This is a genomic window from Marinactinospora endophytica, from assembly GCF_054780875.1.
Genome location: NZ_BAAGVM010000010.1, coordinates 55023 through 72868 on the forward strand (window position 1 = coordinate 55023; position 17846 = coordinate 72868).

The following is a 17846-nucleotide window of genomic DNA, read 5'->3' on the forward strand; positions in this document are numbered from 1 at the left end:
CGAACGTCCGTTCGCAGAGCCTACCGCCGGAGGGGGACGGACGCGCGCCGCCGCCCTTCACTAGCGCAGGAAGAAGAGGAACAGCGCCTGGAAGACGGCGAGGAGCACGGCCGCCAGGGCCACGATGGCCGCCAAGGCCACCACGCCGTACAGCAGGTAGGTGATCACCAGGATCACCGTGCGCACACGGGCGGAACGGGGAGCAGCGGTCCCGGTCACGTCGTCCTCCTTCATCCGGCCACCATCCCCCGGCCGCCCAGGACCGCGCGGAACTCCCGCGCCTCCTTGCGCAGCAGCCAGTCGGCGAGGAGGGCGAGGCTGGGGTCGGGGGTCCCGGCGCCGTCGACGACCGCGGCCGTGTGGAACACCGCCCACTCGCCGAAGTTGTTGTCCACCGACAGCAGCAGGTTGCCCAGGCCCAGCGTTTCGCGCGCCCAGTCCGCGACGTCCTCGCCCGGCCGCGGCGCGGCCCCGCTCCCCGCGAGCAGGTCGCCCCGGGTGAAGACGATCGCGAGGCGGGCCTTGTCCAGCCCGGTACGGCTCAGCGCGAGCTGCCGTTCGATCTGCTGGTAGGTCTGCTGGTAGATCTGCTCGGCGTTGACCCCCGGCGAGCGGTAGCGCGCGAGCCGCACGCGTTCCTCCTCGGCCAGGGCGTTCCACAGGCCGTCCAGCGCCAGGGGGTCCACGACGAGCACGAAGGTGGAGGCCCTGCCGAGATAGCGGAGGGTCTGGGTGGTCTCGACCCGGTCGAACCGCTCGCCCGCGGCGTCGTAGAGGTGGACGAGGAGGGTCCGCCGGCCGTGTGAGAACCGCAGGAGCATGCCGTGCGGGTCCCGGCCGGGCGGGGTCGGGTTCATCATCCGTTCGGGTGTCAGGGTGGCCGATGAGGCGCGGAGCCGACTCCCGGTCTCGGTGTCGGCGTGTTCCAGTGTGACCCCGGGCTCGCGGGCGGCGTGCTCGAACAGGCCGTGCAGGGCGGTCATCAGGCGGGTCTTGCCGGCCCCCGCCGCGCCGAACAGCGGCAGCACGAACTCCCGGGTTTCGCCGGGGCGGTGGGCCAGCGGCCGTTCACAGTGGGGGCAGGCCGCCTCCAGCTTTCGCGCGGCACCGAGCAGCAGCAGGGTCGGCATCTCCGCTCCGCAGTCGCAGGTCCGGCGCAGGACCCCGTGACGGCCGGGACGGATGTCGCGGTGCAGGCGGGAACAACCGGCGCAACGGTAGGCCGGGTAGTCGATGCGCTCGTAGCAGCCGGGCAGCGGGCAGGTCATGGCGCGTACGCCCCGCGCCCGCATCGCGACGCGGTCCAGCAGGCGCAGTGTCCTCTCGGCCGCCCACGCGATCACCACGCAGCACAGCACGACGAGCGTGTGCAGGACCAGTCCGGCGATGAGGACGGGGGCCCCGATCAGCACGCCGCCGATCGCCAATCCACCGAAGCGTCCCAGTCCCAGAACCCGTCCGGCCATGGCCGCGGCGCCGTTCTTCCACCGGTAGGCGGAGCGGATCCGACGGGCGTGCTCACGCAGGAGGTACACGCTCCTGCCCCGGCAGATCTGCACGACATAGGCGTGGTCGGCGCGGGCCTGGCCGCCGAAGTAGCCGAGGTGGGCCGGGTCCGCCCCCGAGGGGCGTTCGGGGACTCTGCGGGGCTTCACCAGCCATGGCTGCGGAGCCCGGTAGACCCACCACAGCGCGTCGAAGAGGATCCTCATCGCCACCATCGCGTACCAGAGGGTGAAGACCCCCATGAGAACGAGGATGATCGGGAGGACCAGCACCACGGCGACGGGCAGCACCGGGGCGGCGCAGAAGAGCGCGAGCAGGATCAGCCCGCAGATCCCCTGCGGGGAGGAGCCGGGGGCAGGGCGAGGCGGGTAAGGGGAGGGATAGGAGTGGTAGGGGTGGGTCTGGTAGGGCCCGTTCATCCGCGCCGGTCGCCTCCTCTGCCGGTGAGGCGGCCGAGGAGGCCCCCCGCACGCTCGCCCAACGACGGCCGGTCACGCCGGTAGCGGGCGTCGGCCTCCTCACGCTCCGCCGCGGGGAGGCTCTCCTTGAACCGGGCGTAGTCGCGTCGCCCCCAGGCGCGCAGGGCGGGGGCCAGGACCTCTCGCCGCAGGTGCTCGGCACGGTCCGGTCGTGATCGGGCCAGCCGGGTCTCTCCGGCCGCCCCGTGGACGTGTGCCGCCAGCGCCGCATCGGGATTCCTGGCGGCGATCGCCTCGGCCACTTCCGCACAGAACAGGACGAACAGGTCGTCCGGGCAGCCGGTCAGCAGCCCGGGCAGCTCCCGCTCCCGTCCGGGGGCGAGGAACTCCCCGATCAGTTCGGCGTGGGCGGTGTCGCGTACCACCGGGGAGACGCCGTCGAGGGCGGCCAGCACACCGGCCAGGTCCCGGGCCCGCAGCGGGTCGCCGTCCCGGCCGGTGAGACCGGCGCGCACCCGCCGGTAGTGTGCCTCCTCCTCGACGACACGACGGGCCGGGTCCGGGAGAAGCCCGCTCAACCGGTGGGCCCGCATCCGCCGGGCGAGTTCCCGCCAGCCGGCACGCTCGGCCTTGGCCGGCCGGGTGAGCAGTACCTCGCCCAGCCAGTCGCCGACGTCGGGGGCCACCTCGACCCCGGGACGCAGCTCGTCCAGCAGCCGCAGGACGTCCCCGGGACCGTGCCCGTCCGGCCACAGCGCCACCAGCAGCGCGCGGTCGAGATCGTGGGCGGGGCCTGCGGCGGCCCGGCCGCCCGCCTGGCCCCGCCGCTGCCGGCGGAGCCGGATGATCTCGAAGAGCGCGTCGATCCGGTCGCGCCCCCGGCCGGCCGCCGTGACGATGCCCGCCTCCGCCAACGCGGGGAAGGGGACCAGCGCGGCCGGGGTGAGCAGCCCGCCGAGAGGATCGTCCAGGAGCCCGGCCGCCCGGGTGAGCGGCAGGGCCGCGACGGCCCGGGCGACCCCACGCTGGAGGACGACGTCCCCGCGCACGGCCTCGGCGGCCCCCGGATCGGGAGCGGCGGAGGTGGCCAGCAGGAGGGGGGCGAGGACGTCATGGCCGTAGCTCTCGACCGCCTCGTCGGCGAGGGGAACCCCGCTCTCGGCCGCCCAGGCGATCAACGCACGCCCCAGAGCGGGCCGCGCCGCGGCGGCGGGACCGGCCAGCACCTCGGTGACCCGCGCGGCCGCCGTCCGACGCACCCGTTCGGAGGTCACGGCGACGCGCTCCAGGGGCGCGCCGTCGCCGGGGGGAGCGTCGAGGAGGCGCAGCACCAGCAGCTCCTCGATCTCCTCACACGCCTCGGACGCCCCCGCGCGCCCGGCGGTCCGGTGCAGGGCGGCCAGCAGCGCGCCGTCGGGTCCGAACCCCGGCGTCCGTAGGAGGGCGCGGATCAGCACGGTGAGGTCGGCGGCGGCGAGCCCGTCACCGTGATCGGGCAGCCAGCGGGCCAGCGCCGGCAGGTCGTCCGCGGGCAGGCGTTCGGCGCCCGAACGCAGGACCGCGGCCGCCACCACGACCGGGTGCCAGTAGTCGAGGTCCCCTCCGTCGGGAGGCGGTGCGGGGGCGAGGGCGACCGCCGCCCGCCACAGGGCCTCACCGGCGACGATCCCGGTGGTGACGAGCCGTTCCGCGAGCGGATGCGGTTCGATGTCCGGGCAGGTGCCGCCGACCAGGTCGAAGAGGTCGGGGTGGCCGTCCACCCCTGGACCGGGGGGCACGCCGACGACGTGGACCGGCGCCTGATGGGCAGACCGGCTGTAGGTGGCGAAGGACATGTGCCGGGCGCGGCAGGGGGCGAGCAGGTAGGAGATCGCCGCGACGGCGTGGGCCACCGTGACGTCGTCACCGGCCAGGACCACCTGCCCGCCGCCCCCGACCGCCCGGTCGGCGGCGGTGAGCAGGCGCGCGAGGTCGTCTTGGGGCCGCCCGCCGGCCCAGGCGGCCGCCCTCCCCCGGTCCAGCGGCCCGCGCGGCAGGGGCGCGGGAAGCCCGGGAAGGTCCGGCTCCTCGACCGGCTGTTCGCGCCAGAACGGCGCGTCCCACAACTGGATCGGCAGGGTCTCCGCCCAGGCTGAGGGGGCGCCGGGGACCAGGGCGTGCGCGAAGTAGTTGCCGGGCCGGCCCGAGGGGTCGTCGCCGGCCGGGACCACCCGCGCCACGATGGGATGGCCGGCCGCGTCGGGGATGTAGCACAGGTTGACCGGCCGCCCCAACGGCATCGGCGCACCGGTGTCGTCAGCGGGTTCGTAGACGGTGAACCGCTCGACCTCGCGCATCATGTCGCCGGTCGCCCCGGAGCTGACCGCGTTGAACTGGTAGCCGGCGTAACCGGCCAGGCCCCGTTCACAGGAGGTGTAGTAGAGCTGCTGGAAGACCATGGCCGGGTTCATCCGTCTCTCCTCGTGGGCACGACACCGAAACCGCTCAGCAGCCACAGGAAGGGGTCGGCGACCCGGTAGGGACGCACGGCCTCTCCGGCGACCCGGTTGTCCCCGGTCGGGGACTCCCCCAGGGCCGAGACCCCGAAGTACCGGGACGTCCGGTAGTGGTTGGTGACGTGGGCGTCGATCCGGCCGCTGTCCCAGCGGTGGAGCAGCTGCTGGATCTGGGCGTGGACGTCCTGACTGTCCTGCTCATCGAAGTAGGCCCCCGCGGGCTGGGGGCGGCGCAGCGGCGTGCCGTCGGCGAGTTCGTGCCGGAGCGCGTCCAGTTTGGTGAAGCACACGGCCAGGGGCGTCCTCAGCAGCCGGCCCGGTCTGCCTTCGCGCCGCATCAGCAGATCGGTGACCCGTTCGAGCATGTGCAACGGGGCGTCCTCGGGGCGGGCCGGCTGGGGCAGCCGGGTCCCGGGGGCCGCGGACTTGCGCGCGCCCTCCATCTGGAGCGGGTCGAGGACCAGGATGATCCCGTCGGCGCTGCTGAGGTAGCGGAGATTGGTCTCGACGCTCTGCTCGCTGGTCAGGTCCTCGCCCGCGGTGTCGAAGAAGGACAGGAGGGTGCGTTCCCTGCGCTCCCCCATCAGCCCCTTCCTGCGGGAGGAGAGGCGAAAGACCAGGGGTTCGCGGGTCAGGCCGGTACGCCGGGTCGCCGCCAGCAGCCGTGACTGGCCGTACAGCGGGTTCTCGTAGTCCTGCACGAAACGATGGCGGGTGGAGTCGTCGGCGCCGTCCACGGACGCCCCGAAACGGGCGCCGACCCGATGGGTCAGTTCGTGGATGAGGACCGTCATGAACACCGTCTTGCCGGAGTCACGCGCACCGACCAGGGCGATCATCCTGCTGCGGGTGTCGGCGAAGCCCACCGGGAGGCGGGTGTGGCACACCGGGCACACCTTGGTGTCGCTGCGGCCCCCGCAGTCGGGGCAGACCCCCTGGAGGCCACGCCCGTCGGCCTGGAAGACCGGCGGCAGCACCTCGCGGCGGCCGATCTGTTCCAGCCGGGCCACGTCCTCACGCGGCTGGCAGCGCTCGCCGTCGGGGCCGGCCAGGCCGGTGCAGCGGAACAGGATCCCCTTCTCGGGGAAGGCGGAGTAACAGTAGGGGCACAGCAGTGCCCGGCCGGAGATCTTCATCGGAGCCTGAGTTCCTTCACCGAGGGCTGGCGCAGCTTGACGTAGGTCTCGTCCTCCCTGCGGGAGACGAAGCACATGAGCCATCCAGGGCCGGATCCGCCGGGGAGGGTGACCTCCACGGAGACGGGTTCCTCCGGCTCCATCCGGCGCCCGGGGATCCGCTCCAGGATCTCGACCCCCTCCTGGTGGGCGGAGTAGGGCTGGACGGATCCGGCGCAGTGGACGACGGCGATCTCGGGGATGTCGCAGGGTCGGTCCACCCGGAGTTCGATCCGGCGGCGCCGGCGGAACAGTCCCGAGGGACGGATGTGGTAGTCGATGACGCTTCTGCCCTGGAGGAAGAGTTCGGTGGGCGGTCCGATCAACTCCCCCTGGAGCGTGGCGACGACCGCGCGGACCCGGATCCGGACGGTGCCCGTGCCGACAGGGGCCTCGAATCCGCCTTCGGCCTCGTAGCGGCGACGGCTGCACCGCTGCTCGGTCTCGGTCCCGGTCTCGCCCCAGCTCACCAAAGCGGTGGAACTCCGTTCCGGCCACGTCCAGCTCAGCCGGGTCACCTGGTCGAGGCGTTCGGCCCGCAGCCCGCGCACGGGCTCGCTGCTGACGACCTCGACGTGGTCTCCGACGACCGCCCCTCCACCGGAGGTGGTCGTGGCGAGGAGGTGGTGGCGGCCCGCCGGGACGGTGAGTTCGAGCACCGCGCGCCCGTCCACGATCTCCTCGCTGCGGGGCAGTTCCGGTCCGAAGGAGTCCAGTTCCGCGGCGTCGACGGCTGTACCTGGGGCCCACCTCGGGGGTTCGCCGCCGCGCCGCAGGACCACCTCGCCGTATTCCGGCGGGGTCCAGGTGAGGCGGACGGTCCCGGTGCCCGCTGGATCGGGCAGCAGGGCGAGGTCGCGGACCGGCGACAGCGGAGCCGTCGGTGTCACGGTGGTGAGCACACCGGGGGACAGCCGGGTCCGTCCGTCGGGTGTGAGATAGACGGCCTGGATCCGGTAGCAGTACAGGACCCCCGGGCGTAGCGCCGTGTCGCGGAAACCCGAGTCGCCGGTCTCGATCCGCACGCCGTCGCCGACGCCGCGGGGTGGTCCCCCCTCGCCGCGGAGTACGTCCACCCGGATCGCCCGGGGCGGCTTGCGCCAGCTCGCGGTGACGGTCGAACGGACCGAGGTGAGCCGGACCCCGGTGACATCGGGGGTGCGCATGAGCGCGCCGGTGACGGCCGTGGCCGAGCGGGCCCGCCCCTCCCGGATCGCGGACACCCCGTAGCGCACCTCGGTGCCAACCTCCGCCGTCGTGTCGACGTACTCGAGCGCGCCGGTGGTGGTGAGCCGGATTTCGCCGGCGGCCCCGCCCCTGCCGCTGCGGCGGACGACCTGGTAGGTGATGTCACCGTACTGGCTCGGGCTGGGGCTCCAGGTGACGACGATCCGGTCACCGTCCACCCGCGCCCGGGGCCGACCCGGTGGCAGCGGCGGGATCGCCGCCAGCCGTTCGGCCAGGTCGTCGTCGTCCGCGGCCAGTTCAAGGGCCTGGTGGAGGGCGTGCGCCGCCTCCTCCGCCCGGCCGCGGCGCATGCGCTCCGCGGCGATCCGGTCCAGCCGGATCACCTCGGCCGCGCGTTCACCGAGGCGCGCCTGAAGGTCGTGGTCGCCCGGCAGGGCCGCCGCCGCGCGTTGCGCCGCGCGCAGCAGCCCGTCGGCCAGAAGGTCGCGCACCTCGGCCTCGGCCTGTTCCTGCGGGTCGGCTGCCTGGGCCTGGCCGATCGCGGCGGCGATACGGCCGGCGTCGTCGGGATCGAGGCCCCGGCGGATCCAGCGCTGGGCCAGGCCCCGCTCGGCGATGCCCGAGGGCAGCCCGCGCAGGTCGGCGACGATCTCCCAGAGGACGATCGCGTCGCGGGCGGCCACCTCCCGCTCAGCGCGCAGGATGGCGATCGTCTTCTCCGCGGCGGTCTTGCGATCCGTGTAGGCCTCGACCTCGATGCGTCTGGCCGCGGCGGTCAGCGCCGCGTCGTCCAGCCGCCCGCCGTCGTCGAGCCGGAATCCCGGCAGGACGCGGAACCCGGCGCGGACCCGTTCCTCCCCGAAGACGACCACCGGGGAGAAGTCCACCCCCCTGGTCTTCAGGCTCTCGGTGAGTGTCGCGAACCGGGCGGAGGGGGAACGGGCGGGGATCTCCGGCAGGGCCACGACCCGGACCCCCTCGGCGCGCAGCGCGTGTTCGACCGCGCGCGGGGAGGCCCCCACCGACGCCGCGTAGGAGCCCAGGCGGGCACGGTCGATGTGGGTCGTGGTGATAGCGATGTTGTGGGCGAGCTCCTCGACCTCGGCGCGCAGACGCTCCTCGGCCCGCTCGCTCTCGCGTTCGAAGTCGGCGTAGGTGAGCCGGCCCTCCTGGGCGAGACGGTCATGCTCGGCGCACAGGTCGCGCGCGGTCTTCTTGAAGACGCCGCGCTGCTTGCTCTTCCAGTACTTGTTGACCTCGGTGACGTGTGCGGAGAAGGCGGCGGGGTCGTCCTTCAGCGACGACCTGAGGCCGGCGTCGATCCCATAGCGTTCGAACAGGTCGGGCGGGACGCGCCGGCCGACCCGCGCCTGTTCGAGGACCTCCTTGTCATAGGTCTCCCGTCGCTGTCGATCCCAGCTCATCGTCCACCAGTCCGTGCGCGCGAAACAGGTCCGTCCACATCGCGGGGCCGGTCCGTGGACCGGCCCCCGGCCAGGTCAGCCCGAGGTCTTGATCATGGCCAGCGCGGTCCTGGCCTCTTCCACCTTCTCCTGGGTCAGACCGCCGATCTGGATCTCGAAGCGCACCTCGTTCCCGGTGGCGGGATCCCAGCCGTGTACCTTCAGCAAGCCCGTTTCGGTCATGTGGAAGTTGACGTTGAAGGGCGTCCCCGCCGGACCGGGCGGCAGCCCCGAAAGGGTCCCCTCGCCGATGTGGATGTTGTGCTCCAGTTCCTCCGAGGCCACCGACCCGGCCTGCTCCCAGACCTCGATGAGGACCCGAGTCTGGTTCTCCTCGATCGTCCCGAACTCGTCCTGGACGTCGGCGGGAAGCGGGGTGTTGGCGGTGATCAGGTGGTTGATGTAGCGCCGAGCCGCGTTGACATCGGTCGCGAAGAGCGGGTCCTTGGAGTCGACCAGCTTGATCCCGAAGGCGCGCGGGGCGACGCTGGTGACCTTCTTCTCCGCGATCTGCTTGACCTGCTCGGGAGGGATGCCCAGGGCCGCGCCGACCTGCTCGGCCCGCTTCTCCTGGGTGCCCTCGCCCTCGTCCATGCTGATCTTGACCTGGCGCATCAGGGCGAACAGGGCGGCCCCCTTGGCCACGGCCAGGTCCGGCTCGTGGCTGTGGGCGTCGAAGCCGAACCGCTCCTTCAGAGCGCGGGCGATCGCCGGCATCCGGGTCATACCGCCCACCAGCAGGACGTCGTCGAAACCGTCCACCCCCCGCTCACGGGCCGCCTCGATGGTGCGTTCGGTGATGGCGAGCGTGCGCTCCAGCAGGTCGGAGGTGAGCTCCTCGAACTCGGCGCGGGACAGCTCGATCCGGACCGCGCTGCCCTCGAAGCGCAGGTTGTGACGCGCGTTCTCGCGGCTGCTCAGGGATTTCTTGATCTGCTCGGCGGCACCGGAGAGGTCCTGCATGAACTGCTCGTCCCCGCTCGGGTCCGGCTCGGGGTGCTCGGCGACGAAGCGCTCCAGCAGGTAGTCGCCGAGCTTCTCGTCCCAGTCGGAGCCGCCCAGGCGATGGTCGCCGTCGGTGCACACGACCCGGACGTCGTTGTCCTCGATACGGATGACGGTCGTGTCGAAGGTGCCGCCGCCGAGGTCGTAGACGAGGATGTGCCGGACACCGGCACCACTGCCCAGGCTCTGGTAGTGCAGGGCGGCGGCCACGGGCTCGGGCACCACGTCGAGCACGTTGAGACCGGCGATCTCGCCCGCCTTGCGGGTGGCGTCCTTCTCGGCCAGGCCGAAGTAGGCAGGGACGGTGATGACGACATCGCGGACCGCTTCACGGGTCTGCTCACCGGCCGCGCGGGCGAGCTCGCGCAGGATCAGCGCCGAGATGGACTCGGGGGTGTGGGAGTAACCGTGGAAGTCGTAGGCGACGTCCTCCCCCATCTGCCGTTTGATCAGGGAGACGACGAGGTCAGGGAAGAGGATGGAGGTGTTCTTGGCCTCCTCGCCCACCACCACGTTCTCCGCCGACTCGAAGTAGACCACCGACGGGGTGGTGTCGTTGCCCATCGCGTTCTTCGCGATCGTCGGGCGCCCCGTGTCGTCGATGGAGGCGACACACGAATAGGTGGTCCCGAGGTCGATGCCGTAAGTAGCCATTACTCCTCTTCAGATCCCCGACGGCCGGGATCGCCTTCCGGACGTCCTTCGATGTAGCGGTGAAAATGCGCCTGCGCTTTCCGTCGCACTCTCCCCGTCTCCATATCACGGAACCCCTGCGAGACGACCACCGCGATCGTATTGGCGCGTTCCGGGTCGTCAGTAGAAATGGCCGAAAGCGGCCGGTGGATTTCCGTCCGGAACGGGTCACCGACCTGTACGCTGAACGGCTCGACACCAACCCTTTCCAGGGCGAGCAGTACGTCGTCGGCGAGGCTGTGCAACAATCCGCCGACCTTTCCCTCACCACGCTCGATCAGCCCGTTCCCCTCGCGCTCCAGCTGACCGTGGAGGCGGACCAGGTCGGTGATCGCGGGATCGAGGACGGCGCGCCGTTCGCCGGCCCGCAGTTCCTGGTTCTCGGCGTGCAGTCGGTCGATGACCGCCTCGCGGTGACGGGCGCGTTCGTTCAACCCGGCCACCTGTTCGCGCAGCGCGGCCAGCTCCTCCCCCACCGCCCGCAACGAGGCGACGGCCGCCTCCGCCGGGTCGTTCCTCTCCGGGCCGGGGGGCCTTGCATCTCCCCCCGTTCCCTCTTCGCCCGATATCACGGCGCCGTCCGGCCGGTAATCGTCGGAATCCATATACAGCCATCCGAGAAAAGTAGAGGGAGCAGGCGATCCGGCCGGTCGGCCCGGATTTCGCCAAACCATATCGCAGAAATGCGCCGGCCCGAGAATGATAAAGCGCCCGGCCCCGGTTCCTAGGAACCGGGGCCGGGCGCGAAGAAGGGAACCCTCAGCCGATCTTCTCCATGATCTCGTCGGGGATGTCGGCGTTGGTGAAGACGTTCTGCACGTCGTCGGAGTCCTCCAGCGCGTCGACGATGCGCAGCACCTTCTTGGCGTTCTCCTCGTCGAGCGGGACCTCCATGCTGGGCAGGAAGTTGGTCTCGGCGGACTCGTAGTCGATGCCGGCCTCCTGAAGCGCCGCGCGGACGGCGACCAGGTCGGTCGCCTCGCAGACGACCTCGAAGGCCTCGCCGAGGTCGTTGACGTCCTCGGCGCCCGCGTCGGCGACCGCGAGCATCACGTCGTCCTCGCTGGTGCCCTCCTTGGGCACGATCACGACGCCTTTGCGGTTGAAGAGGTAGGAGACCGAACCGGCGTCGGCCATGGACCCGCCGTTGCGGGTGACGGCCACACGCACCTCCGAGGCTGCGCGGTTGCGGTTGTCGGTCAGGCACTCCACCAGCAGCGCGACGCCTCCGGGGGCGTACCCCTCGTACATGATGGTCTGCCAGTCGGCGCCGCCGGCCTCCTCACCGGCGCCGCGCTTGCGCGCGCGCTCGATGTTGTCCAGCGGGACGGAGTTCTTGCGCGCCTTCTGGATGGCGTCGTACAGGGTCGGGTTGCCGTCTGGGTCCCCGCCACCTGTGCGCGCGGCCACCTCGACGTTCTTGATCAGCTTGGCGAAGAGCTTGCCCCGCTTCGCGTCGATGACGGCTTTCTTGTGCTTGGTGGTGGCCCACTTGGAGTGGCCGCTCATGCCTGTCCTTTCACCATTTCGACGAAGAGTCGGTGGATCCGCGCGTCCCCGGTGAGTTCGGGATGGAACGAGGTGGCCAGCAGGCCCCCCTGACGTACCGCGACGATCCTACCGGCCCGTTCCCCGTACGCGATGTGCGCGAGTTCCTGGACCTGCGCGCCGACAGACTCGACCCAGGGGGCGCGGATGAAGATCGCCTCCACCGGCTCGCCCTCGACCCCGTGGACGTCGACGTGCGCTTCGAAGGACTCGGTCTGACGCCCGAAGGCGTTACGGCGGACGGTCATGTCGATCCCGCCGACCGTCTGCTGTCCCTCGATACCGTCGAGGATACGGTCGGCCAGCATGATCATGCCCGCACAGGTTCCGAAGGCGGGCAGCCCTTCGCGTACCAGTTTGCGAAGCGGCTCCATGAGCTCGTAGCGCACGGCGAGCTTGGACATCGTGGTCGACTCGCCTCCGGGGATGACGATCCCCTGGATGTCGTCGAGCTGTTCGGGACGCAGGACCCGCGTGGTCCGCACCCCGAGGGTGTCGAGCACGCGCTGATGCTCGGCGACATCGCCCTGGAGGGCGAGCACACCGATGGTGGGAGTGGCGGGCAAGGGACGACCTCACTTGACTGCTGGAGGGTTCACGGGCGGGAGCCCCGACCACGAGAACGCCACGGCCGGCGTCCGTCTTCCCCGCGCGGGAAGACGGCGCCGCTCGTCGCCTCCCCAGGGTAGGGGCTCCGGTCGGCGGCGACGGCGGCCGCGCAGGGGGCGACCCCGGGCAACGGCCGGGAGACGAAGACGACGGCGCGCGGCCGGCGGGACACCCGAGGTCGCCCGCTGAAACAGGGCGCGCCGGCGGCGAGGGTCCGGCGCGGCCGACGCCGCCCGGCCGGACCACGCCGTCATGGGCCGGGCTCGCGCCCGGCCCGCTGTGGGGATCCGGAGGACTACCAGCCGCGCCCGGCGTAACGCTGGGAGTCGCTGAGCTCGTCCAGGTTGATGCCGACCATGGCCTCGCCCAGGCCGCGCGAGACCTTGGCGATGACCGACGGGTCGTCGTAGTGCAGCGTCGCCTGCACGATCGCGTCGGCCCGCTTGGCCGGGTCGCCGGACTTGAAGATGCCCGATCCGACGAAGACGCTCTCCGCGCCGAGCTGGCGCATCAGCGCGGCGTCGGCCGGGGTGGCGACGCCACCGGCGGAGAACAGCGGGACGGGCAGCTTCCCCAGGCGCGCGACCTCCTTGACGATCTCGTAGGGGGCGCGCAGCTCCTTTGCTGCGCCGAACAGCTCGGCCTCGTCGAGGGTGCCCAGACGCTTGATCTCGGAGCTGATCGAGCGCATGTGCCGGGTGGCCTCGACGACGTTGCCGGTACCGGCCTCGCCCTTGGAGCGGATCATGGCCGCGCCCTCGGCGATACGGCGCAGCGCCTCGCCGAGGTTGGTCGCGCCGCAGACGAAGGGAACCGTGAACGCCCACTTGTCGATGTGGTAGGCCTCGTCGGCGGGGGTGAGGACCTCGGACTCGTCGATGAAATCGACGCCGAGGTACTCCAGGACCTGGGCTTCGACGAAGTGGCCGATGCGGACCTTGGCCATGACCGGGATGGAGACGGCGTCCTTGATGCCCTCGATCATGTCGGGGTCGGACATCCGGGCGACCCCGCCGTCCTTGCGGATGTCGGCGGGGACCCGCTCCAGCGCCATGACCGCGACGGCACCCGCGTCCTCAGCGATCTTCGCCTGCTCGGGCGTGACCACGTCCATGATCACGCCGTTCTTGAGCTGCTCGGCCATGCCCCGCTTGACACGGGTGGTGCCGACCGTGCTCTGGGTCGGGTTTTCAGCGTTGTTGACCACGGTGGCGGACTCCAAGTTCTGGGCGGACACGGGTGGTGGCCCGTGCGCGGAGGATCGGTCGGGTGACGCCGTAGCCTGGTCGGCCGTTCCGGCGCCTCCGATGACCATGGTAGAACCTCCACCACTGCCCCTTTTCAGGACATATCGGAGTTGGCGCCTGAAAAGCCCTTCCAGTTTGTCCCTGGCCGTAGCGGTCACCCCCAAGGAGGGAACACCGGGGGCTCGTCATCCATTTCGAAGAAGTCCGGCATGGGCGCCCGTCCCGCCAGGCGCAGCACCCGCACCAACCGGCTCGAACGGGCCTCGCGGGTCGCGGCGACGGCGTCGTTGTAGAACCTCCGGGCGATGTGCACCCGCTTGGCCGCCGACTCGACCTCGGCCAGGAGCTCGGCCGGCGGCGCCTCCCCCGATGTCCCCGCCGGGACGATCGGCCCCGCGGTCACGCCCCCGCCGCCCTGGGCGGCCGCGTCCGACATCCCCCCGGCGAAACCGGGCTCCTCGACCACCGCGCGCAGCGCCCGCGACAGGTTGCTCTCGGCGAGCTCGCGCCGGCCCTGCTCCTCGGCGCGGCGCGCCTGGCCCGCCGCGTCGGCCAGCAGCACGCTGGACGCGGGTTCGAGTTCGCTGGCCGACGCCAGTTCCAACACCACGGCGCTGCGCCGCAGCAGGGCCGCGTCCAGTGCGGCGTGCGCGGTCTCGACCCGGGTGTGCAGCCGGTCCAGCCGGGTCGCCCGCCAGGAGATGTAGAACGAGAAGAGCACCACCAGCGCGAAGAGCGCGATGAGGGGGGTCAGCCAGTCGGAGAGCACGCCCGGGATCACTCCCCCTCACCGTGGGCGGCCGGCACCGCGCCCGTGGCCGCGACCCCGGCCAGGACCGTCTCATAGACCCCGACCACGTCACCGGCCACCGAAGCCCAGTCATAGGCGCGGACCGCGGCGCGCGCGGCCCCCGACAGCGCGACGCGCCGTTCGGGGTCGTCCAGCAGGGACTCCACGGCGCGGACGAGGTCCATCGGGTCGCCCACGGCGAACAGCTCCCCCGCGGCACCCTCGCGCAGCACGCTGCGGAAGGCGGGGATGTCGCTGGCGACGATCGGCGCCCCCGCCGACATCGCTTCGGTGAGCACGATGCCGAAGCTCTCGCCACCGAGGTTGGGCGCGCAGAAGACGTCCACGGAGTGGTAGGCGCGGATCTTGTCGGCCTCGTCGACGCGGCCGAGCAGCACCACCCGGTCGCGCAGCTCCGCGGAGACGCGCTCGCGGACCTCCGCCGCGTCTCCCGGCCCGGCGACGAGCAGACGCAGCCCCGGCCGGCGGCGCCCCAGGGTCTCGAACGCCTCCAGGAGTACCGGCAGCCCCTTGCGGGGTTCGTCCATGCGCCCGAGGAAGCCGATGGCGCCGCCATCTCCCGGCCAGCCCTCCAGCGGCCTGGCGTTCTCGTAGCGTCGCACCGCCACCCCGTTGGGGATCAGGACGGCGTCGCCTCCCAGGTGTTCCACCAGGGTCTTGCGGGCCGCCTCCGACACCGCGATGCGTCCGTTGATCTTCTCCAGCGCCGTGCGCAGCGCGGCGGCCGACACCGCCATCGCCCGCGAACGCGGATTGGAGGTGTGGAAGGTCGCCACGATCGGCCCGTCGGCGACCCAACAGGCCAGCAGGGACAGGCTCGGCGCGGCCGGCTCGTGGACGTGCAGGACGTCGAAGCCGCCCTCGTGGATCCAGCGCCGCACCCGCGCCGCCGCGCGGAACCCGAACGCCAGACGCGCCACCGACCCGTTGTAGGGCACGGGGATGGCCCGGCCGGCCGGGACGATGTGGGCCGGAAGCTCGGTCTCGGAGTCGCAGGGGGTCAGCACCGACACCTCGTGGCCCAGGTCCATGAGCGCCTCGGCGAGGTCGCCGACGTGCTGCTGCACTCCGCCCGGAACGTCCCAGGTGTAGGGGCAGACCAGTCCGATGCGCACCGGTCACCTCCCCCGGGGCGGAGGGCCGGTGGTCTCGAAGTCCGCGACGAAGACGCGCTGCAACATGTGCCAGTCCTCGGGGTGCTCGGCGATCCCGGTCTCGAAGACCCGGGCGAGTTCCTGTGTCATGCTCTTGATCTTCGCGGCCCTGTCCCCTTCGTCCGGTATTGGGATCTCCTCGTGCACCCGGATACCCCAGTAGGGACCGTCGAACCACAGTGTGACGGGCATCAAGGCCGCCCCCGTGCGCTCGGCGAGTGCCGCGGGGCCCGCCGGCAGGCGGGCCGGTTCCCCGAAGAGGGACACCTCGATCCCGCCCGAGGTCAGGTCGCGGTCGGCGAGGAGGCAGACCAGCCCCCCCGAACGCAACCGGCGCGCGAGCGTGCCGACCGTCCCCGCCCCCGTCCCTGTGAGCGGCAGCACCTCCATCCCCAGACGTTCCCGGAACTCCACGAACCGCTCGAAGAGCCGTTCGGGGCGCAACCGCTCGGCCACCGTCGTCAGCGGTGTGCCCCGCAACGTCATCCAGGCACCGGCGTGGTCCCAGTTCCCCATGTGCGGCAGCGCCGCGACCACACCGCGTCCCGACGCCAGATGGGCCTGGAGCGCCTCGATGCCCTCGCAACGGGCGCGTTCCAGGATCTGGCGGGAGGACATCGCCGGCATCCGAAACGTCTCGTACCAGTAGCGCAGGTAGGAGCGCATCCCGGCGCGTGACAGCGCGCGCAGCTGTTCCTCGGGGGCGTCGGGGCCGATGACCCGGCGCAGGTTGGCTTCGAGCCGGCGGACACCGTCACCCCGGCTCCGCCAGGCCTGGTCGGCGATGGCGGTGAAGACCGCGCGCCCCAGCGGTTCGGGGACCCTGCGGACCAGGGACCAGCCGAGCGAATAGGCCGCGACGGCCAGTCGTTCTCCCATGCCTCTCCTTCACCGTGGTGCCACACCGACCCCGCGGCCGGGCGCCTTCAGGAGTTGCCGGCGCGCTGCCTGGGCTCCGCCAGCCGGTTGCGGGTCTCGATCAGCCGCTGGATGATCGTCAGCGTGCTGAGGAAGGCGAGCAGCCACAGTCCACCGGCCAGCACGTAGGGGACGCCCAGGCCTCCCAGGCCGATGGAGACCAACCCGATGATCAGCCGCTCGGTCCGCTCGGCCAGTCCCACGTCGCAGTTGGCCCCCAGCCCCTCGGCCCGGGCCTTGATGTAGGACACCCCGAAGCCGCTGACCAGGCAGAAGAGCGCGGCCCAGGCGAGGATCCGGTCGTCCCCGTCCCCCATGAACCACAGCAGCAGGCCCGAGAAGATCGCGGCGTCGGAGAGCCGGTCCAGCGTGGAGTCGAGGAAGGCCCCCCAGCGGCTGGTGCTGCCCGTCGCGCGGGCGACCGCGCCGTCGAGCATGTCGAACAGGACGAAGACCGTGATGACCACGGTGCCGACGTAAAGCTGCCCGCGTGGATAGAAGAAGAGGGCGCTCACGACGACGCCGGCCGTTCCCACGAACGTGACCATGTTCGGGGTGACGCCGAACCTCGCGAGTGCCCGGCCCAGGGGGAGCAGTACTCGCGCGAGCACGGGACGCAGGTTCTTCAGCATGGCTTCTTCTGATCGTAGGAGGCGCGCAGCGCGCCGTGGACGGAGCATCCCGCGGGAGCGCCGGATCCAAAGGACGCGGTCCGCGGAAGGGACGGGGAGGAGGCGGAGGACAGGGTGGTCGTCACCGGAGCCTCCGGGGAGGAACGAGGGACGCGCGGCGGGACCGACGACCGGCGACGGTCGCGCGCCCCACGGCGGTGGACGCCGGCCACCGGCACCCGCCCCGGGCGGGCGGAGGCGAGGAGGGGCACGGCGAGCGCGTCGGCCCCGTGGTCGGGCACGCCGCGCGGAGACCGCGGTCGCCGTCGAGGACCGGCGCGGGACCACTCATCGCTTGCCTCCGGGCTCGGGCTCGTCAGGGCTGGGGCCAGTGTTCGGCGAGGAGCTCCCGCGTCTGCCCCAGCATCTGCGGAAGCACCTTGGTCCGTCCGACCACCGGCATGAAGTTGGTGTCGCCTCCCCAACGGGGGACGATGTGCTGGTGCAGGTGCGCGGCGATGCCCGCGCCGGCGACCGCGCCGAGGTTCATCCCCACGTTGAAGCCCTGTGCCCCGAAGGCGGAGCGCAACGCGGTGATGGCGGACTGGGTGAGCGAGGCGATCTCGATGGTCTCGCCCTCGTCGAGCTCGGCGTAGTCGGCGACGTGCCGGTAGGGGCAGACCATCAGATGGCCGCTGTTGTAGGGGTAGAGGTTGAGCACGGCGAAGGCGTTCTTGCCGCGGGCCACGACGAGCCCCTCATCGTCGGGGAGCGACGGGACCCGGCAGAACGGACAGCCGTCCTCCGGCGCCGATCCGGTGGGCTTGTTCTCGCCCTTGATGTAGGCCATGCGATGCGGTGTCCAGAGCCGTTCGAAGCCGTCGGCGTCGCCGGCACCGTCGTGGTCCCCCCACTCGTCAGTGCTCATAAGGGCCAGCATATTGACTTCCGCCGCCCGCCCGCAGGCAGGGCGACCGCGGAAGTCCTCTCGCCCGGAACGGGGC

At 71.9% G+C, this 17846-nt stretch carries 15 protein-coding genes; all 15 read right to left on the minus strand.

Annotated elements, in window-relative coordinates; all coding sequences use genetic code 11:
• Positions 1-60: 60 nt before the first annotated feature.
• The gene (locus tag ACYVHU_RS18520; RefSeq protein WP_498949119.1) at positions 61-234 is read right to left on the minus strand and encodes a hypothetical protein; all 174 of its coding nucleotides are present in this window, start codon (positions 232-234) and stop codon (positions 61-63) included.
• A complete protein-coding gene (locus ACYVHU_RS18525; protein ID WP_498949120.1) occupies positions 231-1925 on the minus strand; it encodes a TRAFAC clade GTPase domain-containing protein in 1695 nt (564 codons plus the stop codon). Before ACYVHU_RS18525 ends, ACYVHU_RS18520 begins: the two co-directional genes overlap by 4 nt.
• Positions 1922-4375, minus strand: a complete 2454-nt coding sequence (locus tag ACYVHU_RS18530) for a GTPase-associated protein 1-related protein (protein ID WP_498949122.1) — start codon at positions 4373-4375, stop codon at positions 1922-1924. Before ACYVHU_RS18530 ends, ACYVHU_RS18525 begins: the two co-directional genes overlap by 4 nt.
• Positions 4372-5556, minus strand: a complete 1185-nt coding sequence (locus tag ACYVHU_RS18535; protein WP_498949124.1) for a TRAFAC clade GTPase domain-containing protein — start codon at positions 5554-5556, stop codon at positions 4372-4374. The genes ACYVHU_RS18530 and ACYVHU_RS18535 overlap by 4 nt, the downstream gene beginning before the upstream one ends.
• Positions 5553-8207, minus strand: coding sequence for a fibronectin type III domain-containing protein (locus ACYVHU_RS18540; RefSeq protein ID WP_498949126.1), 2655 nt, complete (start codon positions 8205-8207; stop codon positions 5553-5555). The genes ACYVHU_RS18535 and ACYVHU_RS18540 overlap by 4 nt, the downstream gene beginning before the upstream one ends.
• A gap of 75 nt (positions 8208-8282) precedes the next feature.
• Complete coding sequence (locus tag ACYVHU_RS18545) at positions 8283-9905, minus strand: Hsp70 family protein (protein ID WP_498949128.1); 1623 nt, start codon at positions 9903-9905, stop codon at positions 8283-8285.
• Positions 9905-10618, minus strand: coding sequence for a nucleotide exchange factor GrpE (grpE, locus tag ACYVHU_RS18550; protein WP_498949130.1), 714 nt, complete (start codon positions 10616-10618; stop codon positions 9905-9907). Before grpE ends, ACYVHU_RS18545 begins: the two co-directional genes overlap by 1 nt.
• Positions 10619-10703: 85 nt before the next feature.
• Entirely contained in the window at positions 10704-11453 is a 750-nt protein-coding gene (locus ACYVHU_RS18555; RefSeq protein ID WP_078762885.1) for a YebC/PmpR family DNA-binding transcriptional regulator, read from the minus strand.
• Entirely contained in the window at positions 11450-12058 is a 609-nt protein-coding gene (gene pdxT, locus ACYVHU_RS18560; protein ID WP_078762886.1) for a pyridoxal 5'-phosphate synthase glutaminase subunit PdxT, read from the minus strand. Before pdxT ends, ACYVHU_RS18555 begins: the two co-directional genes overlap by 4 nt.
• Positions 12059-12396: 338 nt before the next feature.
• Positions 12397-13308: a pyridoxal 5'-phosphate synthase lyase subunit PdxS gene (gene pdxS / locus ACYVHU_RS18565; RefSeq protein ID WP_078763048.1), complete on the minus strand. Its 912-nt coding sequence runs from the start codon at positions 13306-13308 to the stop codon at positions 12397-12399.
• A gap of 194 nt (positions 13309-13502) precedes the next feature.
• Positions 13503-14117, minus strand: coding sequence for a hypothetical protein (locus ACYVHU_RS18570; protein WP_235001073.1), 615 nt, complete (start codon positions 14115-14117; stop codon positions 13503-13505).
• 8 nt (positions 14118-14125) lie between these two features.
• Positions 14126-15274 (minus strand): glycosyltransferase family 4 protein, encoded by a 1149-nt coding sequence (locus tag ACYVHU_RS18575; protein ID WP_078762887.1) that lies wholly within the window; start codon positions 15272-15274, stop codon positions 14126-14128.
• 3 nt (positions 15275-15277) lie between these two features.
• Entirely contained in the window at positions 15278-16192 is a 915-nt protein-coding gene (locus ACYVHU_RS18580; RefSeq protein ID WP_078762888.1) for a phosphatidylinositol mannoside acyltransferase, read from the minus strand.
• A gap of 47 nt (positions 16193-16239) precedes the next feature.
• Positions 16240-16863, minus strand: coding sequence for a phosphatidylinositol phosphate synthase (gene pgsA, locus ACYVHU_RS18585; RefSeq protein WP_394330066.1), 624 nt, complete (start codon positions 16861-16863; stop codon positions 16240-16242).
• 355 nt (positions 16864-17218) lie between these two features.
• Positions 17219-17770: an HIT family protein gene (locus ACYVHU_RS18590; protein ID WP_078762889.1), complete on the minus strand. Its 552-nt coding sequence runs from the start codon at positions 17768-17770 to the stop codon at positions 17219-17221.
• Between the last annotated feature and the right edge of the window lie 76 nt (positions 17771-17846).